The organism is Paraburkholderia agricolaris (genome assembly GCF_009455635.1).
Taxonomy (GTDB): Bacteria; Pseudomonadota; Gammaproteobacteria; order Burkholderiales; family Burkholderiaceae; genus Paraburkholderia; species Paraburkholderia agricolaris.
The window spans coordinates 1,727,311-1,742,357 of record NZ_QPER01000001.1 but is presented as its reverse complement, the minus strand read 5'-3'; the positions used below and the strand labels follow the sequence as shown (position 1 = coordinate 1,742,357).

Genomic DNA, 15,047 nt, shown 5'->3' with positions numbered 1-15,047 from the left:
CACGGATAGTGCGGGGGCAATAGCGCAACGTTGCACCTATGCGGCATCCCGGTCGGCGTCAGTTCCAGTAATCAGGATGGCCGTACGTATGCTTGAGAAAGTCCAGAAACAGACGCACCCGCAGCGGCAAATGCCGGCGTTGCGGAAACACCGCATGGATACCGATCGGCGGCGCGGCGAACTCGTCGAGCACGCTGACGAGGCGCCCGGCCGCGATATCCGTGCCGACCTCCCACCAGGAACGCCATGCGAGCCCGTAACCCTCAAGGCACCACTCGTGCAGCACGGCGCCATCCGAGCATTCCATCGTGCCGGACACCTTGATCGACACGACCTTGTCGCCCTGCTGAAACATCCAGCCACGTTGCTGATTGGCACTCGCACCAAGCGCCAGGCAGTTGTGGTGCGCGAGATCGGCCAATGTGTGCGGCGAGCCGCGCCGGCTCAGATACGACGGCGAAGCCACACACACGCGGCGGTTCTCGCCAAGCTTGAGCGACACCAGAGACGAATCCGGCAACTCCCCCAAACGCACGGCGCAGTCGAACCCCTCGTTGACGAGATCAACCAGCCGGTCGGACAGGTCGAGCGTAATCGACACATCCGGATGGGCGACGGTGAAGGCAGGGACCAACGGCGCAACATGTCTGCGTCCAAACCCGGCTGGCGCCGACAACCGCAAATGGCCGCTCGCCTTCACGCCCCCCGCCGACACGCTGGCTTCGGCGTTCTGCATGTCGTGAATGACGCGCTGGCAATCCTCGAGAAACGCCGAGCCTTCGAAGGTCAGCGTGATCTTTCGGGTAGTGCGTACCAGCAGTTTGACGCCGAGGCGTTCTTCCAGCGCATCGATACGGCGGCCAATGATGGCGGGCGCGACGCCTTCGGCGAGCGCCGCAGCAGACAGGCTGCCCTTGGCCGCGACGGTAACGAAAGTTTCGATCTGCTTGAAACGGTCCATGGGCAGCGAAGCCGCAACGCCCCAAAGGAAGTCGTCTGGAGCTGCGCGGGAAAGTGGTCGGTGCGCGTCAGATTAGGTGCATGAAAGTAAAAGATCAAGTGATATTTAGCCTCTTTTTTAGCGCATAGCATCACTAATACAATCCGTCCTGACCTCTAATGGAGTGCACGGCAATGTCGGCCACAACGACACCTTTCCCCAAAGCAGTGATTTTCGACGCCTACGGCACGCTTTTCGACGTGCACTCGGTGATCGCTGCCGCGGAGCAGATGTTCCCGGGCCAGGGCGACGCGCTTTCGCAGTTGTGGCGCCAGAAACAGATCGAATACACGCAGTTGCGCACGCTCGCCGATCCGGCCGGTGCACCGGGCCTGCACTACCGGCCGTTCTGGGACATCACGCTCGACGCCTTGCGCTTCGCCGCCAAGAAACTGCACCTCACGCTGGGCCGCGCGGCGGAAAAGCGTCTGATGGACGAATACGCGTGCCTGTCCGCTTTTCCCGATGCCGTCCCCGCGCTGCGCCAGTTGCGCGACGCACCGTCGTCATTGTCCGCCTCCACGCCTGCGCCTGCGGGCGGCAAAACCGGGCTGGGGGCAACGGCAACGCCCGGTCTCGCGATCCTCTCGAACGGCAATCCGCAAATGCTCGACATTGCCGTGAAGAGCGCCGGCATGACACGCCTGTTCGACCATGTTCTGTCCGTCGATACCGTACGCGCGTACAAACCCTCGCCCGCGGCCTACTCGCTCGGCACACAAGCCTTCGGCGCCGAGCCGCGCGAGATCGTCTTTGTGTCGTCGAACGGCTGGGACGTGGCTGGCGCGAGCTGGTTCGGCTTCACCACTTTCTGGCTTAACCGGCAAAACGCACCAGCCGAAGAACTGGGCGTTACGCCGCACGGCGCGGGCGGAGGCATGAACGATCTGCTCGCTTTTTTGCAGTCTCTCGCGTCGCCCAACCGCAATAGCGGCACCGGCAATCCCGGCGGCAGCCGTACGCGCCACAGCCCTGGCGCATGACGGCTACTGCCTGGATTCCACGACGCAATTCAAGCGCATCTCAACATTTGCACCTTTGCAATCTGACCGACCAAGGAGAAACCATGGCGAATCCGCTGTCATCGCAGTCCTCACTGCAGTTGCCGCAGGGCATGGAAATCACGGCTGAGATCAAGCCGGGCTATGAAGCAATCCTCACCCGCGAAGCGCTTGAGCTTGTCGCCGCGCTGCATCGCACGTTTGAACCACGCCGGCAGCAACTCCTGCAGGCGCGCGTCGAGCGCACCAAACGGCTCGACGCCGGTGAGCGTCCGGACTTCCTCGCCGAAACGAAGAACGTGCGTGAAGGCGACTGGAAGATCGCACCGCTGCCGCAAGATCTGCAATGCCGCCGCGTGGAAATTACCGGTCCGGTCGAACGCAAGATGATCATCAACGCGCTGAATTCGGGCGCGGATTCGTACATGACCGACTTCGAAGATTCGAATGCGCCGAGCTGGGATAACCAGATTACCGGCCATATCAATCTGAAGGACGCGGTGCGCCGCACGATTTCGCTTGAACAGAATGGCAAGTCGTACACGCTGAACGACAAGATCGCCACGCTGATCGTGCGTCCGCGCGGCTGGCACCTGGACGAAAAGCATGTGACGGTGGACGGCAAGCGCGTCTGCGGCGGCATCTTCGATTTCGCGCTCTTCATGGTTCACAACGCGAAGGAACAGGTCGCGCGCGGCACGGCGCCCTACTTCTATCTGCCGAAGATGGAAAGCCACCTCGAAGCGCGCCTGTGGAACGACATCTTCCTCGCCGCACAGGAAGCCGTGGGCGTGCCGCGCGGCACGATTCGCGCGACCGTGCTGATCGAAACGATTGTTGCCGCGTTCGAAATGGACGAAATCCTGTACGAGTTGCGCGAGCATAGCTCGGGTCTGAACGCCGGCCGTTGGGACTACATCTTCTCGGCAATCAAGAAGTTCAAGAGCGACCGCGATTTCTGCCTCGCCGACCGCTCGCAGATCACCATGACTTCACCGTTCATGCGTGCCTACGCGCTGCTGCTGCTGAAGACCTGCCATCGTCGCAACGCCCCGGCAATCGGCGGTATGAGCGCGCTGATTCCGATCAAGAACGATCCGGCAGCAAACGACAAGGCCATGGGCGGTGTGCGCTCGGACAAGGCACGCGATGCCGGCGACGGTTACGACGGCGGCTGGGTGGCGCACCCGGGTCTCGTGCCGATCGCGATGGAAGAATTCGTCAAGGTGCTCGGCGACAAGCCGAACCAGATCGGCAAGCAACGCGACGACGTGCTCGTCACAGCGTCCGACCTGACGGACTTCCGCCCGGAAACGCCGATCACCGAAGGTGGTCTGCGCAACAACATCAACGTCGGCATTCACTACCTGGGTTCGTGGCTCGCGGGCAATGGCTGCGTGCCGATTCACAACCTGATGGAAGACGCCGCCACCGCGGAAATCTCGCGCTCGCAAGTGTGGCAATGGATTCGCTCGCCGAAGGGCAAGCTCGAAGACGGCCGCAAGGTCACGGCGGAACTGGTGCGTGCCTTGTCGGCAGAAGAGCTCGACAAGGTGAAGCAGGCCGTCGGCGGCGATACGAAGCCGTACGATCGCGCAGCGCAAATCTTCGACGAAATGTCGACGTCGGAACAATTCACCGACTTTCTGACGCTGCCGCTGTACGAAGAAATCTGAGGCATCCAGGCCGCCTCAGGCATCAGCAATAACGACGTCGTACCAGGCCCGCTTTCACCAGCCACGCAAGATGAAAGAGCGGCCCGGGTCGCAAGGCTGACCGACCGGACGGCCCGACAGGCGCATGCCTGCCGGGCCGTTTTTTTATGCGCACGCGAAGTGCTCGCCATGCGTTGGCTACGTACTCGTGGTGCACTCGCCGAAGGCCGGCGATGCCGTCTCTCAGCGCGTGCTGCGATACTCGACCCAATCGCCCGATCTGATTTCCGGCAGGCCCTTCACCGCATTGGGCGAGACCGGATAGAAACGGCAGTTCACGACGTTGCCGTCTACTTTCACCATCACTTCCCGGGCGAGGAAACGATCTTCGACGCCAGGATACACCGCTTCGATCTCATCGAGCACCGCGACCAGTTCATCGTCGATTTCGTAGACATCGCCCGTGACGTCTACGCCCGCTTCGTCGACCACCAGACCTGGATACAGGCCGAAGTCGAACAGATGGCCGCGCACCGTGGCCGTGCCGAGCAGATTCGGCTCGGCGATTTCGTTGCGCGCGGCAGCCTCTCTGAGGTCATTCACTTCGCCGGCACGCAACGTGCCATATACAAAAACGGTCTGCATCGTCGTTTGCTCTCCTTGATGATGAATTCGGCTCGCCCCGGCTGACGCCGGCGCTTCAGTTCAGCGGCGCGCTCGCCACCAGCACGCCGTCGATATCCGCATAGATCCACTCGCCCGGACGCACCAACGCGCCCGGCAATTGCACCGGCACGTCGCGTTCACCGGTGCCGAGTTTCTGACCACGCCGCGGGCAGGTCGCCAGCGCCGCCACCCCGACGTTGATTTCGTTGAGCTCCAGCGTATCGCGCACGCAGCCGTTCAGCACGATGCCCGCCCAGCCGTTCTGCTCGGCAATTTGCGCGAGGTTGCCGCCTACCAGCGCGCAACGCAGACTGCCGCCGCCGTCGACCACCAGCACCCGGCCGGCGCCCTTCTCCTCGAGCGTGGCGCGCACGAGCGCGTTGTCTTCGAACACCTTGAGCGTCACCGCCTCGCCGCTGAAACTCTCGGCACGGCTGAAGAGATGAAAGACCGGCTCGAGCACACGCAACGTGCCCAGCGCCAGTAGGTCCTCGTGCGCGTCGCACAAGTCGGCGGTAGCGAAGCTCATGGGGTTCTCCTCGGAATCCGTGCAATCGGGACATTATGCAACGTCAATTCCGACGCAACACCTACAATGAGAAGCCCGCGGTAATTTTGAGCCCGTACCGCCGGGGCCGCACGCCAGGGTCCGCGCACGAAGGTGCGGTGCCTGGGCGCCCCATGCTCATGGGTTCCACGTGTTCGCAGGCGCTGCTTTATTTGAGTTCCATCCCTTGGATCGATCTTCAATATGAATTCGTCCACTGACCCGGACCCGTTGAGCAACACCCCCTTCGCCGACATTCCGCCCGAATTCCAGCCGACGCAATCGCATCCGATTCGCGTACGCTCACGGCTGATGCCGTCGGGCTGGCGTATCGCGCGACACACGCATGCGTGGGCGCAGGTGGCCTATGCGTCGCGTGGGGTGCTGCGGGTTGCGACAACCGGCACAACATGGATGGTGCCGCCATCCCGGGCAATCTGGGTGCCACCGCATGTGACGCACGAAGTGGTCGCGATCGAAGACGCGTTTCTGCGCACGCTCTACATTACCGAAAGCACGGTCCCGGCCGGACTGGATAGCCCGCGCGTGGTTGAAGTATCGAATCTGCTGCGCGAAGTCATCGCCGCGCTCGACACACCCGGCATTTCAGCGACACGCGAGCAGCTGCTAGGCGCGCTCGCGCTCGACGAGCTGACGCGCTCCGAGCCGCTGCCGCTATCGGTGCCGATGCCCAACGAGAAGCGCTTGCGCGCACTGTGCGAGGCCGTGATCGCCGACCCGACGAACGGCGACTCGCTCGAACAATGGGCATCGAGCGTCGGTGCGAGTACGCGCACGATCGCCCGGTTGTTTCGTCAGGAGTTAGGCGTGAGTTTTTCGCAATGGCGGCAGCAGGCCATTCTCGCGCGTGCGATTCCGCTATTGAGTCAAGGGCGGCCGCTTTCACACGTCGCGCAAGAACTGGGCTACCAGAGTCAGAGCGCGTTCTCGGCAATGTTCCGGCGAGCATTCGGCGCAAGTCCACGCGCGTTCATCGAGCGTGGCGCCGAGCACCGCGTGGAAAGCGCAGCTAGCAGTGCTGCTTCGGAAGCGGACGAAGAGACCGCGCAGAAGTGACGGTGTACGGAATAACCGCTCGCGGCAATGCGTCAGACGCGCCGCGCCAGATGACGGATCGCGCCGAGTTGCGCGAGACGCGGCCCGGTTAGCTTATACCCCTTGCGCTGATACAGCCGCGCGGCAGGATTGTCGACGAACACGCGCAACTGCAACTCGCGTAGCCCGCGCTCGCGCGCCCACTGATGCGACATGTCGAGCAGATACGTGCCGGCGCCAAGCCGCCGATGCCCTTCGGCAATCTGCACGTCGCGGATGTGCAGCGAATCTCCTTCTTGCGTGATGCGCAGCACGCCGATCGGCTCGCCATCCACTTCGAGAATGAAATTTTCCGACTCGCGCCAACTGCCGAGAAAGAGATCGCCACGCCAGACCAGATGGTGCCGGCGATAGTAGCCACCCATGTTGTTGCGGGTCAGCGCCTCAGCGAACTCGAAATCGTCCATGCTGGCCTGGCGCAGATAAAACGGTGACGGAGCTTCGGTTGGGTCGAACATGGCGGGACGACGAAGATGGGTCAGTTCAACGGTAAAACAGCCCGCGCGCGCTGGCAATGGCTGTTTGTCCCGAGCATACCCGGACGATACCCAGGCGGACCGGCTGCGGAAATAAAAAAAGCCCACTTCTTTCGAAGTGGGCTTTCTAAAATCTGGCGGAGCGGACGGGACTCGAACCCGCGACCCCCGGCGTGACAGGCCGGTATTCTAACCAACTGAACTACCGCTCCAGATTTTTACAACGTGGTTTGTAAGCCGTGCTCATTCAACCACTGCACCGTTCATACTGCCAACCGAACGACGCCGATGTTCTGGCGTCCCCTAGGGGATTCGAACCCCTGTACTCACCGTGAAAGGGTGATGTCCTAGGCCTCTAGACGAAGGGGACAACGTACTGCTTACACCTTTAATGAAAAAGCCCGTTCAGATTCGTATGAACGGGCTTTGTCTGGCGGAGTGGACGGGACTCGAACCCGCGACCCCCGGCGTGACAGGCCGGTATTCTAACCAACTGAACTACCACTCCAGTTTGCCTATCATGACTTGCGAGCGTTGGTTTTTTCTCTGCAAGCTGCGCTGCTTTACTGCTACCAAGCGACGCTGATGTTTGGCGTCCCCTAGGGGATTCGAACCCCTGTACTCACCGTGAAAGGGTGATGTCCTAGGCCTCTAGACGAAGGGGACATAATCTTTTCAGATCTGTCTTTATCTTGCTGCTAACTGACGCTAATTTCGTTTCGTATGCAGCAAAGACCGATATTCTAACTACGTTACAGCTGCTTGTGAAGTCTTTTTTGCTACAAGTTCCAGACTTCGGAACGACTTCACTCTGCTCTGCTCTGATGGTGGAGGTAAGCGGGATCGAACCGCTGACCTCTTGCATGCCATGCAAGCGCTCTCCCAGCTGAGCTATACCCCCCTTGCAGAACAGAAACGAGATTTTAGAGGCCAATTTGCGCTTTGTAAATACCCTTTGAGCAATTGCATGCGACTTTTTTCGCAAGTCGCATGCAAACCCTCTCAAGGCAGGCGCGAATGCGCTCAAGCCAACGCTTTTTCGATACGGCTCACGACAACATCGCGACCAAACAGCATCAGTACACTGTCGATCGACGGCGTATGCGTGGTGCCCGCCACCAGCAGACGAACCGGCATAGCCAGTTGCGGCATCTTCAGCTTGTGCGCGCCAAGCGTTGCCTTCAACGCTGCGGCGATCGCCTCCTTGGTCCACTCCACCGTCTTGAGCGATGCAGCCAGCTCGGCGAGTGCCGGACGCACGACATCCGTGACGTGCTGCGCAAGCGCCTCGGCATCCGGCGCCGGCGCGCGATAGAACATCGCGGCGTTCTCGGCGATTTCCTTTACCGTGGAAGCGCGGTCCTTCAGCAAACCCACTACCGAAGTCAGATCGGCGCCTTGCGCAATCGCGGTTCCGTCGATACCCAACTCGGCGAAGAAAGGCTTGGCGAGCTCCGCGAGGCGCGCATTGTCCGCCTCCTTGATGTAGTGCGCGTTGAGCCAGTTCAGCTTGTCGTGGTCGTACTGAGCCGGTGACTTGCCCAGATGTTCCAGATCGAACCATTCGACGAACTGCTCGCGCGTGAAGATTTCCGCGTCACCATGCGACCAGCCCAGACGCGCCAGATAGTTGACCACCGCTTCCGGCAGAAAACCGGCATCGCGGTAACCCATTACGCTCATCGCGCCATGACGCTTGCTCATCTTCTCGCCCTGCTCGTTCAGCACGGTCGGCAAGTGCGCATACACCGGCGGCTCGGCACCAAGCGCACGCAGAATGTTGATCTGGCGCGGCGTGTTGTTGACGTGATCGTCGCCGCGAATCACGTGCGTGATGCGCATGTCCAGGTCGTCTACCACCACACAGAAGTTGTACATCGGCGTGCCGTCCGGGCGCGCGACCACGAGGTCGTCGAGTTCTTCATTCGAGATCTCGATGCGGCCTTTCACTGCGTCGTCCCATGCCACGACACCCGTCAGCGGATTACGGAAGCGCAGCACCGGTTGCACGCCTGCCGGCGGCTCCGGCAAGACCTTGCCGGGCTCCGGACGCCACGTACCGTCGTAACGCGGCTTTTCGCCCGCTTCACGCTGACGCTCACGCAATGCGTCGAGTTCTTCGGTCGACATGTAGCACGGGTACACAAGACCGGCATCCAGCATCTGCTTGAGCACTTCGCGATAACGGTCCATGTTCTGCATCTGGTAGAACGGGCCTTCGTCGAAATCGAGGCCCAGCCACTCCATACCTTCGAGAATGGCGTCGACGGCTTCGGTACTCGAGCGCTCAACGTCGGTGTCCTCGATCCGCAGCACGAAGGTCCCTTTCATCTTGCGCGCGAACGCCCACGGATAAAGCGCGGAGCGAATGTTGCCGAGGTGGATGAAGCCGGTGGGACTCGGTGCGAAACGGGTGCGAACAGAGGTGGTCATTAGCGGTTACTCGGAAGACAGGCGCCGGCGCCGTGACAGACATTGCCCGTAAAGCGCGGCAGCGGACCGCGCCCATGCAACAGAAAACGCCATGCATGGGCACGCAGGAAATAAATGTGAGAGCGGAATTATACCTTCCGAACCCGGCTTGCCTGCCCTCGTCCGAACGGCCAGCGGCAGCACACGAGACGCACGGGGCGCATGCTCCGGCGCGTCCGGGCGCTTCCTCTGCAACGTTTCATTACCAGGCCGACGCGTGCCGGGAGCTTTGATTTATGATGTGCGCGCGCTGCGGGTCGGGATAGAACCACAGCGCATGAGATCGCCGCCGGCGCTCCCGTCCGTTTGACTATCCGTCTGATTGCGGCACAGCGTGCGCCGGTTGTTCCGATCGCGCGCCGCCCATGCCGTTGCTGGAGAACCCGTTGAAACCGTCATCCCCTCGCCTCGCCCGTCGCAACTTCTCATTGGCGGCCGCCTCCGCGGTGCTGGCCGCCTGCACCACGACCGGCGGCAGCAAGACCGATAGCACACCGGTCGCCATCACGCCCACGGCCAACACGCCGCCGCTCGACAAACCGCAGCGGCCAATCCGCGTCGGGCTCGCGCTAGGCGGCGGCGCCGCGCGCGGCTTCGCGCACATCGGCGTGATCAAGGCGCTGGAGGCCCGCAATATCCAGGTCGACCTGGTGGCGGGCACCAGCGCGGGTTCGGTAGTCGGCGCGCTGTACGCCTCGGGGATGAACGGCTTTGCGCTGAACAAGCTCGCGCTTTCCATGGACGAAGCGTCGATCAGCGACTGGGCCATGCCGTTTCGCACACGCGGTTTTCTGCAAGGCATCGCGCTGCAAAACTACCTCAATACGACCCTCAACAATCGTCCGATCGAGAAGATGGCCAAGCCCCTCGGCGTGGTCGCCACGGACCTGAGAACCGGTCAGCCGATCCTGTTCCAACGCGGCAACACCGGCATTGCCGTGCGCGCATCGTGCAGCGTGCCGTCGATTTTCGAGCCTGTGAAAATAGGCGGGCATGAATACGTGGACGGTGGCCTGGTGAGCCCGGTGCCGGCCTCGTTCGCACGCAAGATGGGGGCGGATTTCGTGATCGCCGTCGACATCTCGCAGCGCCCGGAAAGCGGTCTCACCGCCAGTTCGTTCGATGTGCTGATGCAAACCTTCACGATCATGGGCCAGACGATCAAGACCTACGAACTCGACAAGTACGCGGACGTCGTGATCCGGCCGAATCTGGCCGCCATGAGCGGCAGCGATTTCTCGCAGCGCAACGCCGCGATTCTGGCCGGAGAGGAAGCGGTGGCGAAGATGATGCCGGAGTTGCAGCGCAAGCTCGCCGCGAGCCGCGCCGCGGCCTGACCCGCCGGGGAGGTAACGCCGGTTAAACCGACCGGCGTACTCCAACTCCCGTCACGCGCATCGCGTCGAATCGGACTGGAGTACAGCCCGAAAGACTCGCCGGCACCTCGGCAAGCACCCAAACGAAAAAAGCCTGCTTCAGACGAAGCAGGCTTTTTTCACACCAGAACTACCCGTGCGGGCCGAATCAGTTACTGATTACCGCCGATCGAAGCATTCACGCGCTTGCGCAGATCTTCACCGTCCTGATAGGACGTTTCGATCCGGCGTGCGCCCGTGAAGCGCTTTTCCCAGTAACCGCTATCCATATCGTCGACGCGGATCGTGCTGCCCGTGGAAGGCGAATGCACGAACTTGTTGTCGCCGATGTAGATGCCCACGTGCGAGAACGTACGGCGCATCGTATTGAAGAACACCAGATCGCCCGGCTTCAGGTCGCTCACGCGAACCTTTTCGCCCACGCGGCTCATTTCCTCGGCGCGACGCGGCAGCGCCATACCGAGCGTGTCCTGGAACACGTAGCGAACGAACCCGCTGCAATCGAGCCCCGAATCGGGCGTATTACCACCCCAACGGTAGCGAACGCCGATCATGTTCAGCGCACCGACCACCACGTCGCCCGCTTTGCCGGCCATGCCGGACAGGAACGATTTGGCGCCGCCGTCGTTGTCGGCAGCGGCCGGTTGCGAACTGAGAGGGGACAAAGAATTCGACCCGGTGGGGGTCGAATATGAGGCATTCTGATTCAAACTGCTTACTTCGTCGGCGAACGCGCCGGGAGCTGCTGCCATCAAGACGCCAATGAACATCCCGGCGACGACGCGCGTGCAAGCCTGGGTTAGGTTTCTGTGCTGCATTGGTCGGTATTTTTTGCCTAAAAATCAGTGGGCTACGAAAAAAAGTTTGGTCGATACTAGCCAGTAAGTATTCGTGTGTCAAAACAAATAGAAAAATACAATCGAGACACGCACCCAATTGGTGAAAGAGTGCAAAATCAGTGATCCAGCGCCGCTTTCAGCAGCTTTCGAGTGTAAGGGTGCGCCGGTGTCGCAAAAATCTGCTCAACGTCGCCGCTTTCGACGATCGAACCGTTTTGCATGACCGCAACACGATGTGCCATCGCCCCGATCACGGCCAGATCGTGGCTGATGAAAACGAAGCCGAGGTTGTACTTCTGCTGCAATCCGGCGAGCAGTTTCAGCACCTGCTGCTGGATCGACACGTCGAGCGCGCTGGTCGGTTCGTCGAGGATCAGGATGCGCGGCTCCAGCACCAACGCGCGCGCGATCGCAATCCGCTGACGCTGGCCGCCGGAGAACTCATGCGGATAGCGGTACAACACGGTCCGATCCAAACCGACTTCGCGCAGGACCGACACCACCTTGTCGCGCCGCGCCTCCTGGCTCATTTGCGGCCGATGCAACGCGAGCCCTTCTCCGACGATCCGTTCAATGGTCTGGCGCGGTGAAAGTGAACTGAACGGGTCCTGAAAGACAACTTGCATATTCGAGCGTAAGGTGGTCTGTTCTGTGCCGCGATAGCTGCCAAGCGCCCTGCCCTGAAACTCGATCTCGCCGTGCGTAGTGTGTTGCAGACCGAGCAGGGCCATCGCCAGCGTCGATTTGCCCGAACCCGATTCGCCGACGATGCCCAGCGTCTCGCCCTGGCGCACCGACACACTCGCATCGGCGACCGCGCGGAAATGCCCCGAGCGAAACCAGCCGCTCACGCCCGGAAGTTTCGTTTTGAAGTCGACCGAGACGTCGCGTGCTTCGAGCAGCACGGGTGAAATCGGCAGCACGGGGACCACCGTGCGCTCCGGACGGCTCGCCAGCAGGCGTTGTGTGTACGGATGCTGCGGCGCTTCGAACACCTGCTCGACGGACCCGCTCTCCACCAGCACGCCCTTCTCCATCACCGCGATACGTTGCGCGAAATGACGTACCAGATTGAGGTCGTGCGTGATCAACAGCACCGCCATGCCGCGCTTTTCAGCTTCGTCGCGTTGCAACTCCAGCAGCAACTCGACGATCTGCGCGCGGATCGTCACGTCGAGCGCCGTAGTCGGTTCATCGGCAAGCAACAGACGCGGACGGCACGCGAGCGCCATCGCGATCATCGCGCGCTGCCGCTGACCGCCCGAAAGCTGATGCGGATAGCTATTCACGCGCTTGCCGGGCTCCGAGATACCCGTGCGCCCCAACAGCGCCACGGCGCGCTTGCGCGCTTCGTTCGCCGCGACGCCGTCGTGCACGACGATCGTCTCCGCGATCTGGTCCCCCACCGTATAGAGCGGATTGAGGGCGGTCATCGGCTCCTGGAAGATCATCGCGATATCCGAGCCGCGCATGCCACGCATCTCACGCTCGCTTTTGGCAAGCAGATCCTGACCGTCGAAGCGGATCGCCCCGCTCACCTGCGCATCGCTTAACAGACGCAGGATCGACAGCGCGGTCACGCTCTTGCCCGAGCCCGACTCACCGACCAGCGCGACCCGCTCGCCGCGTTGAATCGCGAGCGTTACGTCGTTCACCGCGACGGTCTCGCCGAAGGCCACATGCAGACGATCGAGTTCCAGCAGCGGCGGCGTGATGCCGTGTTTTGCGTCGTTCTGAACCTTGGTGCTCACTGGCTGCCTCCGGCGCGCATGGCGTCAGCAATACGGGTATCCAGCGCATTGCGCAGCGCATCGCCCATGAAGGTCAGAAGCAGGAGCAACACGACCAGCACGCCGAAGGTGGATAACGAGATCCACCACGCGTCGAGATTCGCTTTGCCCTGTGCAAGCAGTTCACCCAGGCTAGGCGTCGGCGACGGCACGCCGAGGCCGAGAAAATCGAGGCTGGTGAGCGCAAGAATCGAGCCGCTCATGGTGAATGGCAGGAATGTGATCACCGGTGTCAGACTGTTCGGCAGTATGTGCCGCCACATGATCTGCCAGTTCGACAGGCCGATCGCCCGCGCCGCGCGCACATAGTCCTGCTGGCGATTGCGCAGAAACTCCGCGCGCACGTAGGCCGCGAGGCCGACCCAGCCAAACAGCGACAGCAGCACGATCAACAGAACGAAGCCCGGCTCGAAGATCGAAGCGAAAATGATCAAAAGATACAGCTGCGGCATCGCGGTCCAGATTTCGATCAGGCGCTGCCCGACAATGTCGATACGTCCTCCGAAATATCCCTGCACCGCGCCCGCGGCAACGCCAAGTATCGTACCAATCAAGGTCAGCACCAGGCCGAATTCGACCGACACGCGGAAACCATACAGAAGACGCGCGAACAGATCGCGGCCACGGTCGTCGGTACCGAGCCAGTTGTCGCGCGACGGCGGCGCCGGGTTTGGCGCTTTCGAGAAATAATTCAGCGTGTCGTAGTAGTACGGGTTCGGCGGATACACCGCGAAATTACCCGGCGCGTCGAAACGATGCCTGATATACGGATCGAGATAATCGGCCGGCGTCGGAAAGTCGCCGCCGAATGTGGTCTCCGCGTATGTCTTGAACATCGGGAAATACATTTGCCCTTCGTAGCGCACCACGAGCGGCTTGTCGTTCGACCACAGCGGCCCGGCGAGGCTCGCCGCGAACGCGACGACGAATATGATCAGGCTCCAGTAGCCCAGGCGCTGCTGGCGAAAACGCCGCCAGATGCGTCGCCAAGGCGTTGGCGAGACGAATGCGCGAGCCGGTTCGGTGCGCGCCGCCGCATCGGTTGAAAGGCGGGCTCGATTCATCTGCGCTCCAGTTGTTCGAATTGGATGCGGGGATCGACCCACACATAGCAAAGATCGGAAATCAGATTGGTCGCAAGACCGATCAGTGTGAACAGATACAAGGTGCCGAGCACCACCGGATAGTCGCGCCGCACCACGGATTCGTACGACAGCAGGCCGAGTCCGTCGAGCGAAAACAGCGTCTCAATCAGCAGGCTGCCGGTGAAGAACGCTGCGATGAACGCCGATGGAAAACCGACGATCAAGGGCAGCATTGCATTGCGAAACACGTGCTTCCACAGCACGCGCTTTTCCGACAATCCTTTGGCACGCGCGGTCAGCACGTACTGCTTGCGGATTTCATCGAGGAAGGCGTTTTTCGTCAGCATCGTGACGACAGCGAAGCTGCCCACCACCGAGGCCGTGATCGGCAACGTGATGTGCCACAGGTAATCCAGAATCTTGCCGCCCCAACTCAACTGCGCCCAGTTGTCCGAGGTGAGATTGCGCAGCGGGAAGAGTTGCAGGAAGCTGCCGCCGCCGAACAGCACCAGCAACAGCACGCCCAGCACAAAGCCCGGAATCGCGTAACCGACCAGCACGACGAGGCTCGTCGCGAAATCGAAGCGCGAACCGTTGCGCACAGCCTTGGCTATCCCCAGCGGCACCGATATCAGGTAGGTCAGAAAGAAGGTCCATAAGCCAATGCTGATCGATACCGGTAACTTCGAAATGATCAGCGACCACACGCTTTGGTGGCGGAAATAGCTCTGACCGAGGTCGAATGTCGCGAAGCGTTTTAGCATCAGGACATAGCGCTCGAGCGGCGGCTTGTCGAAGCCATACAGCACTTTCAGTTGCGCGATCTGCTGCGCGTCTACGCCGCTATGCGAGCGCAAACCGAACGGCGCGCCGTTCTCCGCGCCTTTGCGCAGTTCGTGCTGCATCTGCTCGACCGGGCCGCCCGGGACGAACTGGATCACGACGAAGGTCAGCGTCAGCACGCCGAGCAAGGTCGGAATCATCAACAGCAGGCGTTTGAGGATGTAGCTCCACATGGCGTCGG

Annotated in this window: 13 protein-coding genes and 5 tRNA genes; 4 read left to right on the top strand and 14 right to left on the bottom strand. The window is 61.4% G+C overall.

The features are described 5' to 3' along the window. Positions 1-58 precede the first annotated feature (58 nt). Entirely contained in the window at positions 59-961 is a 903-nt protein-coding gene (locus tag GH665_RS07925) for a LysR family transcriptional regulator (protein WP_153135388.1), read from the bottom strand. Positions 962-1,134: 173 nt separating this feature from the next. Between GH665_RS07925 and GH665_RS07920 the strand changes: the two genes are divergently transcribed. Together GH665_RS07920 and aceB are read left to right on the top strand one after the other, a co-directional pair. Next, entirely contained in the window at positions 1,135-1,983 is an 849-nt protein-coding gene (locus GH665_RS07920) for a (S)-2-haloacid dehalogenase (RefSeq protein WP_153135387.1), read from the top strand. An 83-nt stretch (positions 1,984-2,066) separates the two neighbouring features. Continuing rightward, positions 2,067-3,677: a malate synthase A gene (gene aceB, locus GH665_RS07915; protein ID WP_153135386.1), complete on the top strand. Its 1,611-nt coding sequence runs from the start codon at positions 2,067-2,069 to the stop codon at positions 3,675-3,677. A gap of 222 nt (positions 3,678-3,899) precedes the next feature. On the opposite strand, the gene GH665_RS07910 is transcribed toward aceB, so the two are convergent. Beyond that, entirely contained in the window at positions 3,900-4,301 is a 402-nt protein-coding gene (locus GH665_RS07910; RefSeq protein ID WP_153135385.1) for a gamma-glutamylcyclotransferase family protein, read from the bottom strand. Between the two features lie 55 nt (positions 4,302-4,356). Next, a complete protein-coding gene (gene rraA / locus GH665_RS07905; RefSeq protein ID WP_028199407.1) occupies positions 4,357-4,851 on the bottom strand; it encodes a ribonuclease E activity regulator RraA in 495 nt (164 codons plus the stop codon). 222 nt (positions 4,852-5,073) lie between these two features. Between rraA and GH665_RS07900 the strand changes: the two genes are divergently transcribed. After that, positions 5,074-5,946, top strand: a complete 873-nt coding sequence (locus tag GH665_RS07900) for an AraC family transcriptional regulator (protein WP_153135384.1) — start codon at positions 5,074-5,076, stop codon at positions 5,944-5,946. A gap of 32 nt (positions 5,947-5,978) precedes the next feature. Here GH665_RS07900 and GH665_RS07895 read toward each other — a convergent pair whose 3' ends face one another. From GH665_RS07895 to gltX, 7 genes are all read right to left on the bottom strand, one after another. Then, positions 5,979-6,443, bottom strand: a complete 465-nt coding sequence (locus GH665_RS07895) for a GNAT family N-acetyltransferase (protein WP_074283062.1) — start codon at positions 6,441-6,443, stop codon at positions 5,979-5,981. Between the two features lie 153 nt (positions 6,444-6,596). Continuing rightward, a tRNA-Asp gene (locus GH665_RS07890) sits at positions 6,597-6,673 on the bottom strand. A gap of 82 nt (positions 6,674-6,755) precedes the next feature. Next, positions 6,756-6,831, bottom strand: a tRNA-Glu gene (locus tag GH665_RS07885). Between the two features lie 61 nt (positions 6,832-6,892). Continuing rightward, positions 6,893-6,969, bottom strand: a tRNA-Asp gene (locus tag GH665_RS07880). An 82-nt stretch (positions 6,970-7,051) separates the two neighbouring features. Further along, positions 7,052-7,127: transfer RNA gene (locus tag GH665_RS07875), tRNA-Glu, on the bottom strand. 159 nt (positions 7,128-7,286) lie between these two features. Continuing rightward, a tRNA-Ala gene (locus GH665_RS07870) sits at positions 7,287-7,362 on the bottom strand. A 122-nt stretch (positions 7,363-7,484) separates the two neighbouring features. Further along, the gene (gene gltX, locus GH665_RS07865) at positions 7,485-8,894 is read right to left on the bottom strand and encodes a glutamate--tRNA ligase (RefSeq protein WP_153135383.1); all 1,410 of its coding nucleotides are present in this window, start codon (positions 8,892-8,894) and stop codon (positions 7,485-7,487) included. A gap of 425 nt (positions 8,895-9,319) precedes the next feature. On the opposite strand from gltX, the gene GH665_RS07860 reads away from it, so the two are divergent. Then, positions 9,320-10,270, top strand: a complete 951-nt coding sequence (locus GH665_RS07860) for a patatin-like phospholipase family protein (protein WP_153135382.1) — start codon at positions 9,320-9,322, stop codon at positions 10,268-10,270. A gap of 191 nt (positions 10,271-10,461) precedes the next feature. Here GH665_RS07860 and GH665_RS07855 read toward each other — a convergent pair whose 3' ends face one another. From GH665_RS07855 to GH665_RS07840, 4 genes are all read right to left on the bottom strand, one after another. Continuing rightward, positions 10,462-11,127 (bottom strand): C40 family peptidase, encoded by a 666-nt coding sequence (locus GH665_RS07855; protein ID WP_153135381.1) that lies wholly within the window; start codon positions 11,125-11,127, stop codon positions 10,462-10,464. Between the two features lie 137 nt (positions 11,128-11,264). Then, complete coding sequence (locus tag GH665_RS07850; RefSeq protein WP_246216163.1) at positions 11,265-12,899, bottom strand: ABC transporter ATP-binding protein; 1,635 nt, start codon at positions 12,897-12,899, stop codon at positions 11,265-11,267. Further along, on the bottom strand, positions 12,896-14,002 hold the full coding sequence (locus tag GH665_RS07845) for an ABC transporter permease (RefSeq protein WP_153135380.1): 1,107 nt from the start codon (positions 14,000-14,002) through the stop codon (positions 12,896-12,898). Before GH665_RS07845 ends, GH665_RS07850 begins: the two co-directional genes overlap by 4 nt. Then, a complete protein-coding gene (locus tag GH665_RS07840; protein ID WP_153135379.1) occupies positions 13,999-15,039 on the bottom strand; it encodes a microcin C ABC transporter permease YejB in 1,041 nt (346 codons plus the stop codon). The genes GH665_RS07845 and GH665_RS07840 overlap by 4 nt, the downstream gene beginning before the upstream one ends. Positions 15,040-15,047 lie beyond the last annotated feature (8 nt).

Coding starts and splice junctions, on each gene's coding strand:
- GH665_RS07925 (WP_153135388.1), bottom strand. CDS start 961: ATGGACCGTTTCAAGCAGATCGAAACTTTCGTTACCGTCGCGGCCAAG.
- GH665_RS07920 (WP_153135387.1), top strand. CDS start 1,135: ATGTCGGCCACAACGACACCTTTCCCCAAAGCAGTGATTTTCGACGCC.
- aceB (WP_153135386.1), top strand. CDS start 2,067: ATGGCGAATCCGCTGTCATCGCAGTCCTCACTGCAGTTGCCGCAGGGC.
- GH665_RS07910 (WP_153135385.1), bottom strand. CDS start 4,301: ATGCAGACCGTTTTTGTATATGGCACGTTGCGTGCCGGCGAAGTGAAT.
- rraA (WP_028199407.1), bottom strand. CDS start 4,851: ATGAGCTTCGCTACCGCCGACTTGTGCGACGCGCACGAGGACCTACTG.
- GH665_RS07900 (WP_153135384.1), top strand. CDS start 5,074: ATGAATTCGTCCACTGACCCGGACCCGTTGAGCAACACCCCCTTCGCC.
- GH665_RS07895 (WP_074283062.1), bottom strand. CDS start 6,443: ATGTTCGACCCAACCGAAGCTCCGTCACCGTTTTATCTGCGCCAGGCC.
- gltX (WP_153135383.1), bottom strand. CDS start 8,894: ATGACCACCTCTGTTCGCACCCGTTTCGCACCGAGTCCCACCGGCTTC.
- GH665_RS07855 (WP_153135381.1), bottom strand. CDS start 11,127: ATGCAGCACAGAAACCTAACCCAGGCTTGCACGCGCGTCGTCGCCGGG.
- GH665_RS07845 (WP_153135380.1), bottom strand. CDS start 14,002: ATGAATCGAGCCCGCCTTTCAACCGATGCGGCGGCGCGCACCGAACCG.
- GH665_RS07840 (WP_153135379.1), bottom strand. CDS start 15,039: ATGTGGAGCTACATCCTCAAACGCCTGCTGTTGATGATTCCGACCTTG.